A 21147-nucleotide genomic window follows, 5' to 3' on the forward strand; every position below is an offset into this window, starting at 1 on the left:
GAGTGACTCAGGTCACAGGGGCTGGGTTAAACACCGCCAGAGCATTGCGTAGCCCCCATTGATCAGACCATGTGCGCTTGCGGTCGCTGGCAATATCCAAAATAAATTCAAATAATTGCTGGCCGACGTCTTCGATAGTGGCATCACCGGTGGCAATGGTTCCAGCATCGATATCCATCAAATCATGCCAGCGGTCCGCCAAATCTGTGCGGGTTGCCATCTTGATGACGGGGACCGCCGCCAAGCCATAAGGTGTACCGCGCCCGGTCGTAAAGACTTGCACAGTAATGCCAGAGGCCAGTTGTTGGGTGCCACAAACAAAATCGCTGGCCGGTGTTGCGGCAAAAATTAACCCACGTTTAGTTGGGCGCTGCCCCGGCGAAAGCACTTCAACAATGGCACTACGGCCTGATTTGGCAATCGAGCCGAGGGCTTTTTCAACCACATTAGCCAGACCGCCTTTTTTGTTGCCGGGAGAAGGGTTAGCACTGCGGTCTGTTTTGCCCGTTTCGAGATAATCATCGTACCATTTCATCTCTTCCAACAACCTTCTGCCCACATCTTCATCCATCGCCCGAGGGGTTAACAGATGGATGGCATCGCGCACTTCAGTGACTTCTGAGAACATCACTGTCGCGCCACAACGCACCAGTAAGTCAGAAGCATAGCCCACGGCGGGGTTGGCTGTTACACCAGAGAAAGCATCGCTACCGCCACATTGCATTCCTACCACCAATTCAGAAGCCGGGCAGGTTTCACGTTGGCGCATATTCAGGCGTTGTAAGTGTTTTTCAGCCACTTGCAAAATATCTTCAACCATTGAGCGGAAGCCAACGTGTTTCTCATCCTGCAAACGCACAATATTGCTTTCATCCAGAGAGATAACTTGCACGTCTGGAGTGCCTTCCAGCAGTCGTTCTGGTTGGAGTTTTTCACAACCCAGGCCGACTACCATGACTTCTCCGCCAAAATTGGGGTTAAGGGCCAGATTATGGAGGGTACGGATGGGCACCACTGCTGCCGGTGCATTGATTGCCACCCCACAGCCATATAAGTGATTCAGCGCGACCACACCGTCAACATTGGGGTATTTGGGTAGCAGAGTACGTTCAATAATATTGACCACATAATCCACCACACCGGCCACACAATGTACGCTGGTGGTAATCGCGAGTAGATTTTTAGTGCCGACACTGCCGTCAGTATTGCGATAGCCCTCGAAGGTGTAACCCTCTAACGGGGGCAGTGGCGCAGGCACCGCAGTGGCTAGAGGGAGCGTTTCCAGTGCAGGGGCTGCGGGTAGCTCGACCAGTGATTCATCAATCCAACTGCCACGGGCAATGTCCCGCATCGCCAGACCAATCACTTCCGCATAGCGAATGATTGCTCCGCCTTTAGGGATATCGACTAATGCAACTTTATGCCCTTGTGGCACATGCTCAATAAGTTCAAGACCGCATTTAAACCGGGTGCCAGCGCAAAGCCCATTATTATTAACCACAATGGCAACGTTATCTGCATCCTGCACTTTAATATAAAGCGGGTTTTCTACAGGACTATGACTCATGCTCATAATATTACCCTTATAATATTTATCTTATATTCTAAACAACAAGTGCCCCACGAGAGGCACCTGTTTTGGGTCTATCAAGAAGTTTTCAATTCCAAGCGTTTGATATCGCCGACGACAAATAAGTAGCAGAACATCGCCATAATGGCCGAGCAACCGACAAAGATTAACGCTGCATTAAATGAATGTAACTCTTTCACCAAGTAGCCGATGACCAGTGGCGTAACGATGGAGGCAACGTTACCAAAGACGTTAAATAAGCCACCGCACAGACCGACAATTTCTTTGGGTGCAGTATCGGCAATGACGGGCCAACCCAAGGCACCAAAGCCTTTACCGAAGAAGGCTAATGCCATCAGTGCGACGACCACAAAGTCACTGTCTACGTAGTTACACAGAATAATACTTGATGCCAATAGCATGCCTAACACGATAGGTACTTTACGTGCAAAAGTCAGTGAATGACCACGTTTGATTAATGAGTCAGAGAATACGCCGCCTAACACACCGCCAGCAAAACCACACAGTGCTGGAATAGAGGCCACCATACCCACTTTTAAAATCGACATCCCTTTATCTTGTACTAAATAAATCGGGAACCAAGTTAGGAAGAACCAGGTAATGGTATTAATGAAGTATTGACCGAAAAAGACGCCCAGCATCATTCGGCTAGCTAACAGTTGCTTAAGATAATCTAATTTAGGACCGTTTTTATGACCATCTGGTTTCTTATGGTCCATATCAACAACGGCACCGCCTTGTTTAATGTATTCAAGTTCAGATGCAGACATATCGGGATGATCAGTCGGGTTATGAATAAATTTAACCCAAGCTATGGTTAAGACGAAACCGAGTCCACCCATCACGGTAAATACATGCTGCCAGCCCCAGGCAAAGGTTAAATAGCCTAATAATGGAGAGAAGATTGCCAGCGAGAAGTATTGTGCCGAGTTAAAGATTGCCGATGCAGTTCCCCTTTCTTTGGTTGGGAACCAGGCGGCGACAATTCTGGCGTTAGCAGGGAAGGACGGAGCCTCAGAGAAACCTAACATAAAGCGCATGATAAACATGGAGATAGCAGCATAAGCTACCGGGAACATGTCAACAAAGCCTTGTGTAAAGGTAAAGAGAGACCAGAAAAACAAGCTATAGGTATAAACACGTTTGGAGCCGTAGCGGTCAAGTAACCAGCCACCAGGTATTTGCATTAATAGATATGCCCAGCCAAAAGCTGAGAAAATATATCCCATTGCAACAGCATCTAATTCCAAGGCTTTTGCAACTTCAGTACCCGCAATTGACAATGTTGCCCGGTCAGCATAGTTAATTGCCGTTACAATAAAGATAATTAATAATATGATATATCGGACGTGGGTCCGTTTTTCAGGGACAGCGGCTTCCAGACTCATTTTTATACCCTCTATAAATCATTTTTTAGGTTGCCGCATTTAAATTCTCGATGAATAAAATGCAATAACCTATTTTTTATTTGGTGTTATATAAATACAAAAGTTAATTCTCATAAATGTCTTTGTTAGCGCTGTATCCATTATATGGAGAGGGATAATAAATCGCATTGTGCATCGGCCCAAAAAAGTGGGGGTAAATTATTTAATTGTTGTGTCGCTGTACAGAGAAGTGGGGCTGTCATCACAAATACCCAGTATCTTTGCTGTTTAGCCCGATAGCATTACAGCCTTGCTGCAACCCCCATTACCTTGGTTTTTTTTAATGAAATCTTGTCGGGGTTTAATATTAAAGTGATCTGGATCAATCAAGTGTCGAATGATTTTATCGTTTAAATAAACGTCCAGTTAGCATGGCACAAATGAATATTCTTTATTATTAAGATTAATAGGGATAATTCCCTATGCTTAATCGATTCTTCCCACAGGTCATTACTGTATGGCTGTGCATTTGCCAATTTAATTAGCCAGAAATATCAGCAAAAGCACAATTTTTTTGCATTAAAAATTAATTGTAATAATAAAGTATTATAGCCACTATGTTTATAAGGTTAATGAATTTGTAGAGTTGTAAAGGGTTGTTGAAAATAATAATTACTTATCTGGCAATGATATGACTTATGGGAAGAAATAAGATGAATCCATTTATTGTTGCGGACGCTGAAAGCTGTATTGGTTGTCGCAGCTGTGAAGTAGCTTGTGTCGTAGCACATCATGAAGGCCATTTCCCGGATAAACCGGAATACTTCACTCCGCGGGTTAAAGTATTTAAAGGGAATCAAGTTTTTAAAGATAACTACAGCGCCACAGCGGTTTTTTGTCATCACTGTGAAGATGCGCCTTGCGCCAGCACCTGCCCCAATGGGGCTATTGTTGAAATAAATAATAGTGTCCAAGTCATTCAGGAGAAATGCATTGGTTGTAAAACCTGCATGATTGCCTGCCCATTTGGCATGATGACTGTTGTGACTGAAACCGTTCAACCCGCCAGCCATCGTTTGGCAGATGCCTATCAACGTACTGAAGCGCAAAAATGTGACTTATGTATTAACCAACCTGATGGCCCCGCGTGTATCAAAACGTGCCCAACTCAAGCACTGACGTTGGTTGATCAGAATTACTTACTGAATCAGCAGCGCCAGAAGCGCCAGCGCACGGCATTGAATGAGCATAATGGCCGTTTGTTTGGCACTGCCTCAGGTGCTGGTGCGACTCACTCTTTTAGCCCGTTAAGCAAGAATATCCGTGATGCGGCTCCTGTTAACTTATTACTGCGGCCACGAACACCACGGCGCGAGGCGAAAAAAATTCCACTTGAGGTGCGTAAGAACAGTTTCGCCGAGATCTATTTACCCTTTACCGAAGGCCAAATTCTTGAACAGGCAGAGCGCTGCCTTAATTGTGGTGATAAGACTATCTGTCAGTGGACTTGCCCACTGCATAACGCCATTCCGAAATGGATCGCTTTGGCGCATCAAGGGCGTATTCATGAGGCGGCGGAGCTGTCACATCAAACCAGCAGTTTGCCGGAGATCTGTGGCCGGGTATGCCCGCAAGATCGCTTATGTGAACAGGCTTGTACCTTGAATGACCACGATGGTGCAGTCACCATCGGCCAAATTGAACGGCATATCACTGAAACGGCACTGGCAACAGGCTGGCGACCCGATATGTCCGGCGTTAAGTCGACAGGTAAGCGCGTTGCCATTATCGGCGCAGGGCCTGCGGGATTGGGCTGTGCGGATATTTTGGTTAGAAACGGCATTACGCCAGTGGTATTCGATCGTTATCCCGAAATTGGGGGCTTGCTGACCTTTGGTATTCCGGCGTTCAAATTGGAAAAAGGCGTGATGACCCGGCGGCGTGAGATCTTTAGTGAGATGGGCGTTGAGTTTTGCCTGAATACCGAAATTGGTCGTGATATCACGATGGAGAGCCTGCTCAGTGAGTTTGATGCACTGTTCTTAGGGGTGGGGACGTACCGTTCGATGCGCTCCGGGTTGGAAAATGAAGATGCCACCGGCGTTTTTGATGCTTTGCCATTCTTGATTGGTAATACCCAACATCTGATGGGATATAGCGCCAGTGGTGCTCACCCGTATGTCAGCATGGAAAACCAGCGAGTGGTGGTATTAGGTGGTGGTGATACCGCGATGGACTGTGTGCGTACCTCATTGCGTCATGGTGCTGCCAATGTGATTTGTGCATATCGCCGTGATGAAAAGAACATGCCCGGCTCCAAACGCGAAGTTAAAAATGCGCGTGAGGAAGGGGCTGAATTTATGTTTAACCTTCAACCGCAACGGATTGAAGTGGATGAGCAAGGGCAGGTGACTGGCATCAAAATGGTACGAACTGAAATGGGGCAGGCCGATGCTAAAGGGCGGCGGCAGGCGCGGCCTATTCCCGGTTCTGAACACATTATTCCCGCCGATGCTGTGATCATGGCCTTTGGTTTTAGCCCGCATCGGATGTCGTGGTTGGCTGAACACAATGTGGTGCTGGATAAGCAGGGGCGGGTAGTTGCACCGACTATTTCCGGTTATCCGTATCAAACCAGCAACCCCAAGATCTTTGCCGGTGGTGACATCGTGCGTGGTGCCGACTTGATTGTCACCGCGATTGCCGAGGGGCGCAAAGCGGCCGAAAGCATTGCTTATTATCTTGATGTTTTATAACGCCAGCGGCCAGGAGAAAAGATGAACCGATTTGTTATCGCTGATATGACTCAGTGTATTGGTTGCCGCACCTGCGAAATCGCCTGTGTGGTAGCACACAGCACAGATAATAAGGCCAGCAGTATAACGGCGGATCAATTTCATCCGCGTCTGAGTGTGATGAAAAGTTTCGCAGTGAGTACACCAATCCTCTGTCATCAATGTGAGGATGCGCCTTGCGAGAATTCTTGCCCAAATGGCGCAATTGTGACCGGTGCCCATGGGGTACAAGTGATGGCATCACGTTGTATTGGTTGCAAAACCTGCATGTTGGTCTGCCCGTTTGGGGCGATGAACATGGTTGAACAAGTTAGTCATAACGCGACGGTGAGTGCCCAAGCGCATAAATGCGATTTATGCCATACGCGTGAAGCTGGCCCGGCCTGCATAGAGGTCTGCCCAACGAACGCATTGAAACTGGTGACGCCAATGGCGTTGGAAACGCTACAGCGGGACAGACAACTGCGCGCTGCTCGTGGTGCTGTACCGGGCATTGCTCGGTAATGTCTGCGGTTATAAGGATAAAAAAATGGAAAAGATCCTCACTGTCTGCCCCTATTGTGGTTCTGGATGCAAATTAAATTTATTGGTGGAAGACGGCGAAATCGTCGGTGCACAGCCGGCCAATGGCGTCACCAACCAAGGGGAATTGTGCCTGAAGGGCTATTATGGTTGGGATTTTCTCAATGATACCCGCCTATTAACTCCACGGTTGACGGCCCCTTTATTACGGCGCCAGCGGGGTGAGGCGTTTGAGCGTGTGAGCTGGCAAGAAGCCATTACATTTATCACCACCAAACTCAAAGCCATCAAAAAACGCCACGGACCGGATGCCATCATGATGACCGGTTCTTCTCGGGGGCCGGGTAATGAGGCCAATTATGTGATGCAAAAATTTGCCCGAGCCGCGATTGGTACAAACAATATCGACTGCTGCGCCCGCTTATGTCATGGCCCTTCGGTAGCCGGTTTACAGCAAACGCTGGGCAATGGCGCGATGAGCAATTCCATCGGTGAACTTGAAAATACCGATTGCATCTTGGTATTTGGCTATAACGCTGCGGATTCCCATCCGATCGTCGCCAGACGCATTATCAAAGCCAAAAATAAAGGGGCCAAACTGATCGTCTGCGATCCTCGGCATATTGAAACTGCGCGCATTGCTGATCAATGGCTGGCGTTGAAAAATGGCGCAAATATGGCGCTGGTGAATGCGTTCATTTATGTACTGATTGAAGAAAAACTCTATGACGATCATTATGTGCGCACGCACACCCGTGGCTTTGATGAACTGAAAGCGGGAATTGCAGATTACCGCCCGGAAGATATTGAGCATATTACCGGTTTGCCTGCGCAAGCGGTGCGTCAGGCGATGCGAACTTATGCTACAGCTCCGGCAGCAACGATTTTGTGGGGGATGGGTGTTACTCAATGGGGGCAAGCGGTAGACGTCGTGAAAGGGTTGTCTTCGCTAGCACTGCTAACGGGTAATCTTGGGCGGCCTAATGTCGGCGTCGGGCCGGTTCGCGGCCAGAATAATGTGCAGGGCGCTTGTGATATGGGTGTATTGCCCAACACTTTCCCCGGCTATGAAAAAGTGACAGATCCAGAGGCCAGAGGCCGTTTTGCCGCAGCCTGGGGGGTCTCTGAACTGCCTGCACAGGTGGGATTCTCGATTACTGATGTGCCGCATAAAGTCGCAGAAGGAAAACTCAAAGCCTATTACGTATTTGGCGAGGATCCTATCCAGACCGAGCCAGATTTAGCCGCAATGCGTACGGCGTTTGAGGCGCTGGAACTGGTGGTGGTGCAGGATATTTTTATGACGAAGACCGCTGAATTGGCCGATGTGGTGCTTCCTGCCACTTCTTGGGGTGAGCATGAGGGGGTTTATACCAGCGCCGATCGCGGTTTCCAGCACTTTAATAAAGCCATTGAGCCAAAGGGCGACGTGAAGCCCGATTGGGAAATTATCAGCCTAATGTCCACGGCAATGGGTTACCCGATGGCCTACCAAAATACTCAGCAAATCTGGGATGAAATGCGCGGCTTATGCCCGCCATTTTATGGGGCAACCTATGAAAAAATGGCAGGGCTAGGGTATGTGCAATGGCCTTGCCCCACCGAAGATCATCCCGGTACTCCTTACCTTTATACCGGCAATCAATTTGCCACCGAGGATGGCAAAGGTTTACTCAGTTGTGCACCGTGGCAGCCGCCTCATGAGCAAACTAACCGTGATTATCCACTGGCACTTTGTACTGTGCGAGAGGTGGGACACTACAGCTGCCGCTCAATGACCGGTAACTGTGCAACACTGAAAATCCTGGCGGATGAACCGGGTTATGTGCAAATTCACCCAGAAGATGCCAATGAGCTAGGGGTTATCGATCAACAACTTATCTGGATTTCTTCGCGACGGGGTAAAGTGATTGCTCGCGCCAGTGTTACCGAGCGAGCTAACCGTGGTGCGGTGTATATGACGTATCAGTGGTGGATTGGGGCCTGTAATGAACTGACGGTGGACCATGTTGATCCGGTGTCAAAAACACCGGAATTTAAGCATTGTGCGGTCAAAGTGGAAGCCATTAGCGATCAACGTGCAGCAGAACAATATGTTGAACAACAATATAATCAGCTAAAAAAACGGCTGTCAGATGCTGCTGTTGAGTAACCCACTGCCACTCATCGCGGTAAATCACGATAGATTTACCGCGATGAGTAACCCACTGCCACTCATCGCGGTAAATCACGATAGATTTACCGCGCCTTATTTTGTAAATGTTGCAAAAACTCGCTGGCATTCATAAAGCCGGTCACTCTGGCATCGTTCACTTCATTACCCTGTGCATCAAAAAACAGGATGGTCGGCAAGCCCAACACATTTAATGATTTCAGCAGTGCTGCATGTTCCGCACTGTTAGCCGTTACATCCGCTTGGAGTAATACGGTATTGGCTAATTGGCGTTGAACCTGTTCATCGCTGAAAGTGTATTTCTCAAACTCTTTGCAGGCTACACACCAATCAGCGTATAGATCTAACATCACCGGCTTACCCTGCGCTTGGGCTAATGCCGCTTGCAATTGTGGTAAGTCAGCCACTGGCTTAAAGGCTAAATGCTTAACTTCACTCTGTTGTGTGGTACTGCCAAAAGCCCAATCTTGTAGTGGGCGGGCGGCAATTAGCAAGGCGGCCAGCAGCAATAATTGGCAGGCTCGCGCCCAACCGGAGTGCGCTTTTAGACTTAATACAAATGCCCAGCCGAAGAAAGCAATCGCCAGCAAACTCCATAAACGTAAGCCCCAGACATCACCTAACACTCTTTCTAGCAAGAACACCGGCAGTGCCAGAATAACAAAACCAAAAGCTTCTTTGACGTACTGCATCCATGGGCCACTGCGTGGCAGAAGTTTATTGCCGAATAACGTCACAATGACCAATGGGATCCCCATCCCTAAGGCATATAAATATAAAGTACCACCGCCAGCCAACATGTTACCGCTTTGGGCGATATAGAGCAGAATGGCACTGAGTGGCGCAGTGGTGCAGGGCGAACAAATTAGCCCCGCCAGTGCACCCATGGCAAAGACACCGGCCAGTGATCCCCCACGCTGGCTGCTGCTCCACTGCACTAGCCGGGTTTGTAGTGACGAAGGCAATTGCAGCGAATACAGGCCGAACATGGATAATGCCAACAATGCAAACAGTGCCGACAGCCCAATCAGTACATAAGGATGTTGTAATGCTGCCTGAAACTGTAAGCCAGCTGCTGCAACCACCAAGCCAAGTAGGGTGTAGGTCAGCGCCATTCCTTGCACATAGACCACGGCCAGCAGCAATATTCGCCGCTGACTATGTGGTTTTTCTCGGCCAAGAATGATGGCTGAAATCAGCGGATACATTGGCAATACACAAGGAGTAAAGGCAATGCCGATACCAATCAGGAGCGCCCATAGTGGAGAGAACGGCAACTCCGCAGGTGTTGGGGGCGAATTATTGGCTACAGAAGACGCCGCTTCTATGCCTGCGGCCACGGATGAACCGGCAGCCACCGCAGAGAGCGGCACCACTCGGGTTTCTGGCGGATAACAGAATCCAGCCTCAGCACACCCCTGATAGGTCACACTGACACTGGCTTGCTCGCCGGCCTGCATAATTGGGATTTTCAGTGTGAGTTGTTGCTTGAAAATCGCGACTTCACCATAGAATTCATCATGATGTGCAATGCCTTCCGGCAGTGTCAGTGCGCCAAGCGTGGCATTATGCGGCACAATTTTGATTTGCTGGCGATACAGATAATAGTCGGGATGAATCTGCCAGCTTAGGGTGAGCTGGTCACTTTGCTGGCGAAAATCAAAAGCAAACGCCTGATCAACAGGGATAAACCGGTTCTGGCTACTTTTCTGGCCAAAAGAGGCGTTTTCACCAAACAGTGAAGCCTGTGCGCTGTGCGGCGCAAGTAAAACGCTGCACAGCAGCAGAATCAGAGTAATGAAGCGTTGAGCCATGACAGGTAATCTTTATCTCCGTCCCGTACCGGCAGCACCAACAATTCGGGTGTCTGGTAGGGGTGATGTTGTTTGATATAGCTGAGAAGCGCCTGCTGGTGGCCCGTATTGCTTTTGAACAATAACTGGACTTCATACTCTTGCTGGAGCTTACCTTCCCAGGCGTAAATCGAGGTCGCGCCCGGCAGCAAGGTGGCACAAGCGGCCAATTTCTCACCCACAACCTTCGCGGCTAAATCCTGTGCGCTGGCTTCATCTGGGGCGGTGCACAATACCACAATTGCATCACAATCAGACATGTTCACCTCGGGTTCATGACAAGAAAACAGGGAATAATAAGAAAATACTATAGCGCGAAGCGGGGGTGGGTCAGAAGATGATTTATGTAACGATGAGATATAGCTGAGGAAATGGGGCGCGTGGTGCGCCCCATCATTCAAACGATTACAGAACCAGACCGCCCATGACAAAGCCGAAACAGACGGCCAGTGCTACCCCGATGGTGCCAGGGATGAAGAACGGATGGTTGAACACGAAGCGACCAATGCGAGTGGTGCCGGTGTCGTCCATTTGTACTGCCGCAACCAGTGTTGGGTAAGTCGGCAGAATGAACAGACCAGAAACCGCTGCGAAAGAAGCAATCGCTGCCAGTGGTGAAACGTTCAGAGCCATTGCCATTGGCATCAATGCCTTAGCAGTTGCTGCCTGAGAGTAAAGCAGTGCTGAACAGAAGAAGAAGATAACAGCCAGTAACCATGAGTGAGTCTGAATCAGGCTACCCGCAGTTTCTTTAATCCATTCCAGATTGTGCTGCACAAAAGTATCACCTAACCAAGCAACACCGAGGATACAGATACAAGCACTCATACCGGCTTTAAATGTACTGGAATTCAGGATTGAGTCAGTTTCAACTGAACACACCATGGTGGTGATGGTCGCCACACTCAGCATGATAATCAGGATGGCATTGGTGGTATTCATCAGTGGTGTTGCCACTAAACCGACACTTGGGCTGTTGATAATGGCATAGGCCACAACACACAATACGCCCGCCAGGAACAACAACACTGAGGCTTTAGCGCGTGGTTTAATCACTTTTACCGTGTCGCCACGCAGTGTTACTAAGCCTTCTTCCAAACGTTTCAAATAAACGGGGTCATCGGAAAGTTTGGAGTTAAAGCACCAGGAAACGATCAATGACATCACAAACACCGCAAGCAGGGTGGATGGGATAACAATCATCAGTAAATGTAAGTAGCTGACGCCGTGGCCTTCCATGACGGAAGACATGTAAACGACTGCCGCCGAAATAGGTGAGGCGGTGATAGCAATCTGTGCGGAGACAACGGCGGTAGACAGTGGGCGGCAAGGTTTGATGCCTTGTTCTTTCGCCACTTCTGCAATCACCGGCAGGGCTGACAGAGAAATGTTACCTGTCCCGGCGAAGATGGTCAGAAAATAAGTGACCAGTGGGGCAAGGATGGTGATGTGTTTTGGATTCTTACGCAGCAATTTTTCAGTTTGTTGCACCAGATAATCCATACCACCGGCGACCTGCATTGCAGAGATTGCGGCAATAACGGCCATGATGATTGAAATAACATCAAAGGGAATGCTGCCCGGTTTGACGCCAATAATCGCCAACACCAAAACACCAATCCCACCCGCAAATCCGATACCGATACCGCCCAACCTGGCCCCTAAAAAAATGGCCAGCAGAACGATGACTAATTCTACGGCTATCATAGTATTTACTCCTTGTTTTAATTGGAAACTATTTGTTTTTATTTGAAAACTAAAAGTTACATAGTTGTGTTTACTAGAAAGTAAAAAGGCACGCTGTCCAGAGGAGCATGCGTGCCTTGTAGGCTACCGGATGATTATTCTATTGTTCATTTTCATCGGTATAACGTTTCGCCTTATAGGCAGGATGCATCAGGTTCTCGACAGAGAAAATATCGTCCAACTCAGCTTCGGTTAATAAGCCGCGTTCCAGAACCACTTCCCGCACATTCTTGCCGGTTTCAGCACAAATCTTACCCACGATATCACCGTTATGGTGACCAATGAATGGGTTGAGATAGGTGACGATACCGATAGAGTTAAAGACGTAACGTTCGCAGACCTCTTTGTTGGCAGTAATGCCATTGATGCATTTTTCCAACAGGTTATAGCAAGCATTTGTCAGGATATGAATGGATTCAAACATAGCCTGGCCAATCACTGGCTCCATGACGTTCAACTGGAGCTGACCTGCTTCGGCCGCCATAGTAATGCAAGTGTCGTTACCGATCACCTTAAAACAAACCTGATTAACAACTTCAGGAATCACCGGGTTGACTTTGGCTGGCATGATAGAAGAACCGGCCTGCAATTCTGGCAGATTGATTTCATTCAGACCCGTACGCGGGCCAGAAGAGAGCAAACGTAAGTCATTACAGATTTTCGACATCTTAACGGCCAGACGTTTCAGGGCACTGTGCACCATCACGTAAGCACCGCAGTCAGACGTCGCTTCAATCAAGTCTTCTGCTGGCACACATGCCAACCCACTGATTTCCGCTAGTTTTTGTACCGCCAGTTGCTGATAACCTTCAGGCGTGTTCAAGGCAGTACCGATAGCCGTTGCACCTAGGTTAACTTCCAACAGTAATTCTGCGGTACGTTGCAGGTTTTTGGTTTCTTCGTTTAACAATACCTGGAAAGCACGGAACTCCTGCCCCAGTGTCATTGGAACGGCATCCTGTAACTGGGTACGGCCCATTTTCAGAATTTTTTCGAATTCTTTGGATTTTCTACCAAAACCTTCGCCCAGTTCATTGATCGCGTCGATCAATTTCATGATAGAGGCGTAGACCGCAATGCGGAAGCCGGTTGGGTAGGCATCGTTGGTGGATTGGCACTTGTTCAGATGGTCGTTAGGATTAAGGTATTGATATTCCCCCTTCTGGTGCCCCATCAGTTCCAGACCGATATTGGCCAGAACTTCGTTGGTATTCATGTTTAAAGAGGTACCGGCGCCGCCTTGGAATACGTCAACCGGGAACTGATCCATGCATTTGCCTTTATCCAGAACTTCATCACATGCCTGAATAATGATGTCAGCAATTTTGCGTGGGATGGTGTGTAGCTCTTTGTTCGCCATTGCCGCCGCTTTTTTTACCATAACCATGCCGCGTACAAATTCGGGAACATCACTGATTTTGCTGTTACTTATATAGAAGTTTTCAATCGCACGCAGGGTATGAACACCGTAGTAAGCCTCTGCGGGGACTTCTCGTGTACCTAACAGGTCTTCTTCAATACGAATGTTATTTGACATGAGAACCTTCTCTAATGTGCTGTCTTGTTTTGTATTTGTTAACTAAATTATGCCGCCGTGGACAACATGATGCCGCCATGAACTTTTAATGCGGAAAGATTAACCATTCATCATGTTGCTAACAGGATCATATGCTGCTTAACGATAAAAAGCCTTGAACTAGGATCACTATATGGTCGGAATTAATTGAGATGATCTGATATCTGTGATTTCTCTCACAGTTGCACGCAGAAGTAATAAAAATGCACCCTCAGCTTGAAAAACGATGCTACCACCACCACTTTAAGAGGGTCGACCCACGTCGAAGAGGGGAGCTGACGCTAAAATCCCTATATAAAGGGAAAAAACCGAGTCAGCGCCAGTCGGGTCAAGGTTTTCATGGTATCTGTCAGGCAGGTTTAATCTGATGAGGGATGCTGAATGATGAGAATAAGGAGAATGCGGTGCGTTGGTTACCGTTAGCGCTAATATTTTTATTGGCGTATATAGAAATATCGATATTTATCAAGGTTGCAGCCGTATTGGGTGTGTTGGTTACCCTGCTGCTGGTGATCCTGAGTTCCTGCGTGGGGATCTCTCTGGTGCGCAATCAGGGGATAAAAACCTTTATGCAGATGCAGCAAAAACTGGCTGCGGGTGAAAGCCCTGCAGCAGAAATGGTCAAGAGTGTATCGCTAGTTTTGGTGGGCTTCTTGCTGTTGATCCCAGGCTTCTTTACTGACTTCCTTGGTTTGTTACTGCTTTTACCCCCCATCCAGAAATCATTAACACTGAAGTTGATGCCACATCTGAACATTTATCGTGGTGGTTTTAGTGCTGGTAGTGGCCCTATGGGGGGCGGAAATACCTTCGATGGTGAGTTTCAGCGTAAAGCTGATGACAGCTTCATCGTAGAACATCGTCCGGATGAGGATGATAAACCGACAGATAATCGCTTTAAAGATGATAAGTAAACGGATGGTTCTTTCTAATGACCTGTTTACTCATCATAAAATTGTAAAATAAATCACAGTGTTTTCTTTTCACTGTGGGCGGTGGGGGCGCAAAAACACCCCTTTTCGGGCGAGAAAAAAATGAATTTTTTTTTGTCGTCTCCCTTGAAGGGATAAGAAGCCGCCCCCATTAAGGAAGGCACGGTATCGGTTATGAAGGCATGCCGATATTAATCCTAAATCTGATACGGACCTTCTCATAGGAGAGCTATCAATGAAAATTCGTCCATTGCATGACCGCGTTATCGTCAAGCGCAAAGAAGTTGAATCCAAGTCTGCTGGCGGCATCGTTCTGACTGGCACTGCAGCGGGTAAATCTACCCGTGGCGAAGTTCTGGCTGTCGGCAATGGTCGCATCCTGGATAACGGTGAAGTTAAGCCGTTGGATGTGAAAGTTGGCGACGTCGTTATTTTCAACGATGGTTACGGCGTGAAGTCAGAGAAGATCGACCATGAAGAAGTGTTGATCATGTCCGAAAGCGACATTCTGGCAATTGTTGAAGCGTAATCACGCTCTCTAATCTTCTGAACTGAACGAGTTAAGGGAAATACCAATGGCAGCTAAAGACGTAAAATTCGGTAACGACGCACGCATCAAAATGCTACGCGGCGTAAACATCCTTGCTGATGCAGTGAAAGTGACCCTGGGCCCGAAAGGCCGTAACGTAGTTCTGGACAAGTCTTTCGGCTCTCCAACTATCACCAAAGATGGTGTATCTGTTGCGCGTGAGATCGAACTGGAAGACAAGTTTGAGAACATGGGTGCACAGATGGTGAAAGAAGTTGCCTCTAAAGCGAATGACGCGGCAGGTGACGGTACTACCACTGCAACTGTTCTGGCTCAATCCATTATCACTGAAGGCCTGAAAGCTGTTGCTGCGGGCATGAACCCAATGGATCTGAAACGCGGTATCGACAAAGCCGTTATCGCTGCAGTTGAAGAATTGAAGAAACTGTCTGTGCCTTGCTCTGATTCTAAAGCTATCGCACAGGTAGGGACCATCTCTGCAAACTCAGACTCAACTGTGGGTGAGCTGATTGCACAAGCGATGGAAAAAGTAGGTAAAGAAGGCGTTATCACTGTTGAAGAAGGTTCAGGTCTGCAAGACGAACTGGATGTGGTAGAAGGTATGCAGTTCGACCGTGGTTACCTGTCTCCTTACTTCATCAATAAACCAGAAACAGGTTCTATTGAGCTTGAAAGCCCATTCATCCTGTTGGCTGACAAGAAAATCTCTAACATCCGCGAAATGCTGCCAGTGCTGGAAGCTGTAGCGAAAGCCGGTAAACCACTGCTGATCATTGCAGAAGATGTTGAAGGTGAAGCTCTGGCAACTCTGGTGGTTAACACCATGCGCGGGATCGTTAAAGTTGCAGCGGTTAAAGCACCTGGTTTCGGCGACCGTCGTAAAGCTATGCTGCAAGACATCGCTACCCTGACTTCTGGTACTGTGATTTCTGAAGAAATCGGTCTGGAACTGGAAAAAACCACTCTGGAAGATCTGGGTCAGGCAAAACGTGTTGTTATCAACAAAGACACCACTATCATCATTGATGGTGTAGGTGACGAAGCTGCGATTCAGGGCCGTGTTGCTCAGATCCGTCAGCAAATTGAAGACGCAACTTCTGACTACGACAAAGAAAAACTGCAAGAGCGTGTTGCTAAACTGGCTGGCGGCGTTGCCGTTATCAAAGTGGGCGCCGCAACTGAAGTTGAAATGAAAGAGAAGAAAGCGCGCGTTGAAGATGCTCTGCACGCAACTCGTGCTGCGGTAGAAGAAGGTGTGGTTGCTGGTGGTGGTGTTGCACTGATTCGTGCTGCATCTGCTATCACTGCTGCGGGCCTGAAAGGCGACAACGAAGACCAGAACGTGGGTATCAAAGTTGCTCTGCGTGCGATGGAATCTCCACTGCGTCAGATCGTCGTTAACGCCGGTGAAGAAGCCTCTGTTATCGCGAACAACGTTAAAGCGGGTTCAGGTAGCTACGGTTACAACGCATACAGCGAAGAATACGGCGACATGATCGCGATGGGTATCTTGGATCCAACTAAAGTGACTCGTTCTGCTCTGCAGTACGCAGCCTCTATTGCTGGCCTGATGATCACCACTGAGTGCATGATCACTGACCTGCCACGCGATGACAAAGGTGCTGATATGGGCGCTGGCGGCATGGGTGGTATGGGCGGCATGGGTGGCATGATGTAATGCTGCCAACCCCTTGAGTGGCCATGTAGAGTGGTAGCGCAAGGGATACGCTGTTGATAAAAGCGAGTGGGGCGACCTGCTCGCTTTTATTTTTTAAGTTTCACTCTTATCTTTTACGAAAATAAAAACCTGCAATACATCAAACCTGTCATCACCTTGCCTTAAGTGAACTTTATTTTGGTTCTTTCCTGAATACTCAGTCTGTTCCGATTCATATTTTGCAACTCGGCACCCTAAAAGCCGTTTTATTTCATCCTATGTGATGATTGCAGGGCTTTTTATTATCTTAGTTTCTGAATTAATGTGTAAACTGTTACTCATTAACCATCAGCCTAGAAATCGGGTCACTGGATAATTTCGGCAACGGATGCCTAATTGGCAGCGGTGCTTTCTGGTAATCTTTAGCGTGATTCTCAACTTAGAATGGGGAAAAAAATGCGGATTAAAGTGTTACTTGGTCTCTCGGCAGCGATGCTGCTGGCTGGCTGTAGCTCCACTAATCAATTGAGTTCGGCGGGTGAGCAAGTGAAGTTCTCCGATACCAAGCCGGGTAGTGAATGTCAGTTGGTCGGCCAGGTGACGGGGACTCAGAGCAATTGGCTGTCCGGTGGCGGCGGTGAAAGCAGCTCTATGCGTGGTGCAGCAAATGACCTGCGCAACAAAGCAGCAGCAATGGGCGGCAATGTTATCTATGGTGCAACCAGCCCGAGCGAAACCTTCTTATCAAGCTTCGCGCCCCTTGACAGCAAAATGGTCGGTGAAGTTTACAAGTGCCCTTAATAGCTTAAGCTGCAAGATCAATAACTCAGGGGACGCATCGCATCCCCTGTTTTGTCATTACTCGCTTTGCATTAATCGAAGATCCAGTGGTGTTTTGCTAGGTTGACCACCAATTTCTCGCGCCAGTCGTGGTACTAGATAACCGGATACCCGGCTCAGTAACCCTTTCATTAATTGTCGAGCTTCGTCGTCATCGACCATAAAGTGGGCCGCGCCTTGGACTTTATCCAGCACATGGATGTAATAAGGTAGAATTCCTGCATCAAACAGAGCATTGCTTAATGTTGCCAAAACCTCTGCATCATCATTGACCCCACGCAGTAACACACTCTGGTTTAATAGCGTCACACCCACCCGTTTTAGCTGTGCCATACTGTCTCGCAAAGGCTGGTCGATTTCATTGGCGTGGTTGATATGGGTAACCATCAGCACTTGTAATCGTGAATCACCCAGCAATTGACACAATGCCGGAGTAATGCGCGCGGGGATCACCACTGGCAAGCGGCTATGAATTCGTAACCTTTTGATATGTTGGATGCTTTCCAACTCATTCAAGAGCCAACTGAGTTCATTATCTTTTGCCATTAACGGGTCGCCGCCCGAAAAAATAATTTCGTCCAGTTCAGGGTGTTGGCGAATATAATCCAGAGCTTGCTGCCAATTCGCTTTGTTGCCTTGGTTATCCTGATAAGGGAAATGACGGCGGAAGCAATAGCGGCAATTGACGGCACAGCCGCCTTTGACCAGTAATAATGCGCGGTTGCGGTATTTGTGCAGTAAACCGGGAACGACGCTACGCTGTTCGTCGAGCGGATCATGAGTAAAGCCGGGGGCAGCAATAAACTCTTCACGTGCAGTGAGCACCTGAAGCAATAAAGGGTCTGATGGATTTCCCGGTTGCATGCGCGCGACAAATGCGCGGGGCACTCTTAAGGGAAACAAACGACGCGCTGCGCTGCCTTGCTGCAGGTTAGGGTGTTCATTTAAGAACAGAATTCTTAGCAATTCGTCCGGATCAGTAATTACATCGGCGAGTTGTTGCAACCAATCTTCTCTAATTGGCATGTTTCGGGTTACAATACTTGCCATTTTCTAGGCTTACTACCAGTTTCTTGAGGACCATAATGGCCAGTTATTATAGCAACGATTTTCGTCCCGGTCTTAAAATCATGTTCGAGGGCGAGCCTTATGCCGTTGAATCTAGCGAATTCGTCAAACCAGGTAAAGGCCAGGCTTTTGCGCGCGTTAAAATGCGCCGCCTGCTGACCGGTGGGCGTGTTGAAAAGACTTTTAAATCAACAGATTCTCTGGAAGGCGCTGACGTTAACGATCTGAACTTGACTTACCTGTATAACGACGGTGAGTTCTGGCACTTCATGAATAACGAAACTTACGAACAGCTGCAAGCTGATGCTAAAGCCATTGGCGATAACGCTAAATGGTTGATTGATCAGGCCGAATGTATCGTAACTTTGTGGAATGGTCAGCCTATCGCTGTGACGCCACCAAACTTTATTGAGCTTGAAATTGTTGACACTGACCCAGGCCTGAAGGGTGACACTGCCGGTACGGGTGGTAAGCCTGCAACTCTGAGCACTGGCGCAGTGGTCAAAGTGCCATTATTCGTGCAGGTTGGCGAAGTCATTAAAGTCGACACCCGCTCTGGCGAATATGTGTCTCGCGTGAAGTAACATATCAGTCACGCTGAGAATCAAAGAAAACCGCTGAATTGGCGGTTTTCTGCTATCTGGGCTTGGCTTATCCCGGGCGCTTCTTGTCAGAAAAAGTGCAATTCTGTTTCTTTGACTATCCTTATTGAGTGAACACACTCACAACCTATAAGGAACTTTTATCATGTTGAAGAAAAGTATCGCTGTTATTTTCTCCTTGTTAGTTATCTCTTCGTTGAGCGCCTGCAATACCACCAAAGGTGTGGGCAAAGATGTTCAAAGTGCAGGTAGCGCGATTGAGCGCAGCGCGGAATAAACCTTCGTGGGTATAGTTATCGGCGGTCATTACCGCCGGATTTATTTTTGATTGGCCATGATATTGCTGCTTATTATTTAGCGTGCTAACGTATCACGCTCATCTATCTGCTGCTTGGGACGACCCAGCACGCATCTGTTATTTCGGGGACGACCCCGCCTAAGCGAGGTGGTTACCATGGCTTGGATTATTCTGGTTATTGCGGGTTTATTGGAAGTTATTTGGGCCATTGGCCTGAAATATTCCCATGGTTTTACGCGACTAACGCCCAGTATTGTGACTTTAGTGGCAATGGCTGCCAGTGTCTTTTTATTGGCCTATGCCATGAAAACCTTACCAGCAGGCACTGCCTATGCCGTCTGGACGGGAATTGGCGCGGTAGGGACGGCGATTCTCGGCATTATGTTACTAGGGGAATCCGCCAGTCTGGCACGCGTGTTCAGTTTGGGACTGATTCTGGCTGGCATTATCGGGCTGAAATTAGCTTCATAAATTATTAAGGGGGAATATTCCCCCTTAATGAATACCTAGATGTCAATTGCCCACGCGATCATCGGCCTGACCCCAACTCTCCCTGCTCAACCCATATCAGTTCATCTACCGGGAATCCTGAGTTTTTCGCTACTGCGAGCAGCCGCTCTTTGGTTTGATTATCAATCGTCGGTGTTCGCGATAAAATCCATAGATAGTCCCGATTAGGGCCAGCAATCAAGGCATGCTGATATTCGTCATCTAAATCAATCACATTATAGCCGCCATAGAATGGACCGAAGAACGATACTTTCAACGAGGCTTGTTGTGGCGAGCCAATAAAGTAGGCTTTCCCAATACTCTCCTGCCACTGTTGCTTCTTGGTGTTATAACCTCGGTTAATGACTTTTACGCCGCCATCATCACGGAGCGAGTAGTTAGCGGTGACATGATCGAGCCCGCGTTCAAAGCTGTGATCCAGCCGAGCAATTTCATACCAAGTGCCAAGATAGCGAGGTAATTGGAAGTTATCGACGACTTTCACGTCTTTTGGCGGCGTAACGCTACAGGCGACAGAGAGCAGGGTAGCCGCTAACACGGATAATTTTGACCACAGACGCATCTGCATTCCTTAGTATTTCAATGAGTAATCTGCTATTGAGAATAGCTATCATCTATGTAAGAGGCAAATGGATGAATCTGAGTTATTGATGAAAAGGCAAAAAAAACGGCCCGGCAGAGGCTCGGGCCGTTGATAGGACATGGGCAATTACAGTGTCAGAACACCGATGATAGTGACTACACTTAGGATGGCAGCCAGACCATAGAACACCCATTTTCCCGCTGGAACATGGATTTTCAAATCATGCATAGCGTGATGAATACGGTGTAAACCGCACCACAATGGCAAAATAATCATTAGCAGCAGGAATACCCGGCCAATAAAACTCTGACAAAACGCCAGTACACGTTCGTAGCTCAATGCATCACCTGGGAAAGCGCCCAGTGGCAGCAAAATAGCGACCAACAGAATAACGGCTGGTGCAATTATGGCACTCCACATGCCGCCAGCACCAAACAGACCCCAGAAGACAGGTTCATCGGAGCGCTTAGGGACTTGATTCATC

Annotated in this window: 19 protein-coding genes; 10 read left to right on the top strand and 9 right to left on the bottom strand. The window is 48.1% G+C overall.

The annotated features are described in order from the left end of the window. Window positions 1-7: 7 nt before the first annotated feature. Window positions 8-1573: a galactarate dehydratase gene (gene garD, locus HUZ92_RS18050; protein ID WP_050295939.1), complete on the bottom strand. Its 1566-nt coding sequence runs from the start codon at window positions 1571-1573 to the stop codon at window positions 8-10. 74 nt (window positions 1574-1647) lie between these two features. Next, window positions 1648-2979: an MFS transporter gene (locus HUZ92_RS18055; protein ID WP_050099734.1), complete on the bottom strand. Its 1332-nt coding sequence runs from the start codon at window positions 2977-2979 to the stop codon at window positions 1648-1650. 692 nt (window positions 2980-3671) lie between these two features. Here HUZ92_RS18055 and aegA point away from each other — a divergent pair. Genes aegA through fdhF form a run of 3 tightly spaced genes read left to right on the top strand, consistent with a single transcriptional unit; the run spans window position 3672 to window position 8427 of the window. Continuing rightward, window positions 3672-5714: a formate-dependent uric acid utilization protein AegA gene (gene aegA / locus HUZ92_RS18060; protein WP_145579442.1), complete on the top strand. Its 2043-nt coding sequence runs from the start codon at window positions 3672-3674 to the stop codon at window positions 5712-5714. Between the two features lie 21 nt (window positions 5715-5735). Then, window positions 5736-6257 carry a 4Fe-4S dicluster domain-containing protein gene (locus tag HUZ92_RS18065; RefSeq protein ID WP_050099738.1) on the top strand — a complete coding sequence of 174 codons (522 nt, stop codon included), beginning with the start codon at window positions 5736-5738 and terminating at the stop codon, window positions 6255-6257. Window positions 6258-6282: 25 nt separating this feature from the next. After that, window positions 6283-8427 (top strand): formate dehydrogenase subunit alpha, encoded by a 2145-nt coding sequence (gene fdhF, locus HUZ92_RS18070; protein ID WP_050099739.1) that lies wholly within the window; start codon window positions 6283-6285, stop codon window positions 8425-8427. 86 nt (window positions 8428-8513) lie between these two features. Here the strand turns inward: fdhF and HUZ92_RS18075 are convergent, their stop codons facing one another. The 4 genes from HUZ92_RS18075 to aspA form a co-directional block, all read right to left on the bottom strand. Continuing rightward, complete coding sequence (locus HUZ92_RS18075; protein ID WP_050099740.1) at window positions 8514-10262, bottom strand: protein-disulfide reductase DsbD; 1749 nt, start codon at window positions 10260-10262, stop codon at window positions 8514-8516. After that, on the bottom strand, window positions 10238-10561 hold the full coding sequence (gene cutA, locus HUZ92_RS18080; RefSeq protein ID WP_050099742.1) for a divalent cation tolerance protein CutA: 324 nt from the start codon (window positions 10559-10561) through the stop codon (window positions 10238-10240). The genes HUZ92_RS18075 and cutA overlap by 25 nt, the downstream gene beginning before the upstream one ends. Window positions 10562-10706: 145 nt before the next feature. Continuing rightward, window positions 10707-12008: an anaerobic C4-dicarboxylate transporter gene (locus HUZ92_RS18085; RefSeq protein WP_050099743.1), complete on the bottom strand. Its 1302-nt coding sequence runs from the start codon at window positions 12006-12008 to the stop codon at window positions 10707-10709. A 139-nt stretch (window positions 12009-12147) separates the two neighbouring features. Beyond that, entirely contained in the window at window positions 12148-13584 is a 1437-nt protein-coding gene (gene aspA / locus HUZ92_RS18090; protein ID WP_004706985.1) for an aspartate ammonia-lyase, read from the bottom strand. A gap of 443 nt (window positions 13585-14027) precedes the next feature. Here aspA and HUZ92_RS18095 point away from each other — a divergent pair, with 443 nt between their 5' ends. The 4 genes from HUZ92_RS18095 (at window position 14028) to HUZ92_RS18110 (ending at window position 17563) form a co-directional block, all read left to right on the top strand. After that, on the top strand, window positions 14028-14537 hold the full coding sequence (locus tag HUZ92_RS18095; protein ID WP_050100129.1) for an FxsA family protein: 510 nt from the start codon (window positions 14028-14030) through the stop codon (window positions 14535-14537). A gap of 253 nt (window positions 14538-14790) precedes the next feature. Continuing rightward, window positions 14791-15084: a co-chaperone GroES gene (locus HUZ92_RS18100; RefSeq protein ID WP_004706988.1), complete on the top strand. Its 294-nt coding sequence runs from the start codon at window positions 14791-14793 to the stop codon at window positions 15082-15084. Window positions 15085-15130: 46 nt separating this feature from the next. After that, window positions 15131-16783, top strand: a complete 1653-nt coding sequence (gene groL / locus HUZ92_RS18105; protein ID WP_050099748.1) for a chaperonin GroEL — start codon at window positions 15131-15133, stop codon at window positions 16781-16783. A gap of 435 nt (window positions 16784-17218) precedes the next feature. Next, window positions 17219-17563: a DUF4156 domain-containing protein gene (locus HUZ92_RS18110; protein ID WP_050140938.1), complete on the top strand. Its 345-nt coding sequence runs from the start codon at window positions 17219-17221 to the stop codon at window positions 17561-17563. A 57-nt stretch (window positions 17564-17620) separates the two neighbouring features. Here HUZ92_RS18110 and epmB read toward each other — a convergent pair whose 3' ends face one another. After that, a complete protein-coding gene (gene epmB, locus HUZ92_RS18115; protein WP_050099751.1) occupies window positions 17621-18652 on the bottom strand; it encodes an EF-P beta-lysylation protein EpmB in 1032 nt (343 codons plus the stop codon). 35 nt (window positions 18653-18687) lie between these two features. Here epmB and efp point away from each other — a divergent pair, with 35 nt between their 5' ends. The 3 genes from efp to sugE all read left to right on the top strand — a co-directional run bounded on the left by efp (window position 18688) and on the right by sugE (window position 20041). After that, window positions 18688-19254 (top strand): elongation factor P, encoded by a 567-nt coding sequence (gene efp / locus HUZ92_RS18120; RefSeq protein WP_050099753.1) that lies wholly within the window; start codon window positions 18688-18690, stop codon window positions 19252-19254. Between the two features lie 163 nt (window positions 19255-19417). Further along, window positions 19418-19549, top strand: coding sequence for an entericidin A/B family lipoprotein (locus tag HUZ92_RS18125; protein WP_004706993.1), 132 nt, complete (start codon window positions 19418-19420; stop codon window positions 19547-19549). A 177-nt stretch (window positions 19550-19726) separates the two neighbouring features. Continuing rightward, window positions 19727-20041, top strand: a complete 315-nt coding sequence (gene sugE, locus HUZ92_RS18130) for a quaternary ammonium compound efflux SMR transporter SugE (protein ID WP_050099755.1) — start codon at window positions 19727-19729, stop codon at window positions 20039-20041. Window positions 20042-20099: 58 nt separating this feature from the next. Here the strand turns inward: sugE and HUZ92_RS18135 are convergent, their stop codons facing one another. Both HUZ92_RS18135 and frdD read right to left on the bottom strand, forming a co-directional pair. Beyond that, complete coding sequence (locus HUZ92_RS18135; RefSeq protein ID WP_050099756.1) at window positions 20100-20642, bottom strand: lipocalin family protein; 543 nt, start codon at window positions 20640-20642, stop codon at window positions 20100-20102. 147 nt (window positions 20643-20789) lie between these two features. After that, complete coding sequence (gene frdD, locus HUZ92_RS18140) at window positions 20790-21146, bottom strand: fumarate reductase subunit FrdD (protein ID WP_050099758.1); 357 nt, start codon at window positions 21144-21146, stop codon at window positions 20790-20792. Window position 21147 lies beyond the last annotated feature (1 nt).

Source organism: Yersinia vastinensis, from assembly GCF_902726565.1.
Classification (GTDB): Bacteria; Pseudomonadota; Gammaproteobacteria; order Enterobacterales; family Enterobacteriaceae; genus Yersinia; species Yersinia vastinensis.

Bases quoted from the DNA above. Each gene is read 5' to 3' on its own strand.
- garD (WP_050295939.1), bottom strand. From the start codon at position 1,573: ATGAGCATGAGTCATAGTCCTGTAGAAAACCCGCTTTATATTAAAGTG.
- HUZ92_RS18055 (WP_050099734.1), bottom strand. From the start codon at position 2,979: ATGAGTCTGGAAGCCGCTGTCCCTGAAAAACGGACCCACGTCCGATAT.
- aegA (WP_145579442.1), top strand. From the start codon at position 3,672: ATGAATCCATTTATTGTTGCGGACGCTGAAAGCTGTATTGGTTGTCGC.
- HUZ92_RS18065 (WP_050099738.1), top strand. From the start codon at position 5,736: ATGAACCGATTTGTTATCGCTGATATGACTCAGTGTATTGGTTGCCGC.
- fdhF (WP_050099739.1), top strand. From the start codon at position 6,283: ATGGAAAAGATCCTCACTGTCTGCCCCTATTGTGGTTCTGGATGCAAA.
- HUZ92_RS18075 (WP_050099740.1), bottom strand. From the start codon at position 10,262: ATGGCTCAACGCTTCATTACTCTGATTCTGCTGCTGTGCAGCGTTTTA.
- cutA (WP_050099742.1), bottom strand. From the start codon at position 10,561: ATGTCTGATTGTGATGCAATTGTGGTATTGTGCACCGCCCCAGATGAA.
- HUZ92_RS18085 (WP_050099743.1), bottom strand. From the start codon at position 12,008: ATGATAGCCGTAGAATTAGTCATCGTTCTGCTGGCCATTTTTTTAGGG.
- aspA (WP_004706985.1), bottom strand. From the start codon at position 13,584: ATGTCAAATAACATTCGTATTGAAGAAGACCTGTTAGGTACACGAGAA.
- HUZ92_RS18100 (WP_004706988.1), top strand. From the start codon at position 14,791: ATGAAAATTCGTCCATTGCATGACCGCGTTATCGTCAAGCGCAAAGAA.
- groL (WP_050099748.1), top strand. From the start codon at position 15,131: ATGGCAGCTAAAGACGTAAAATTCGGTAACGACGCACGCATCAAAATG.
- HUZ92_RS18110 (WP_050140938.1), top strand. From the start codon at position 17,219: ATGCGGATTAAAGTGTTACTTGGTCTCTCGGCAGCGATGCTGCTGGCT.
- epmB (WP_050099751.1), bottom strand. From the start codon at position 18,652: ATGGCAAGTATTGTAACCCGAAACATGCCAATTAGAGAAGATTGGTTG.
- efp (WP_050099753.1), top strand. From the start codon at position 18,688: ATGGCCAGTTATTATAGCAACGATTTTCGTCCCGGTCTTAAAATCATG.
- HUZ92_RS18125 (WP_004706993.1), top strand. From the start codon at position 19,418: ATGTTGAAGAAAAGTATCGCTGTTATTTTCTCCTTGTTAGTTATCTCT.
- sugE (WP_050099755.1), top strand. From the start codon at position 19,727: ATGGCTTGGATTATTCTGGTTATTGCGGGTTTATTGGAAGTTATTTGG.
- HUZ92_RS18135 (WP_050099756.1), bottom strand. From the start codon at position 20,642: ATGCGTCTGTGGTCAAAATTATCCGTGTTAGCGGCTACCCTGCTCTCT.
- frdD (WP_050099758.1), bottom strand. From the start codon at position 21,146: ATGAATCAAGTCCCTAAGCGCTCCGATGAACCTGTCTTCTGGGGTCTG.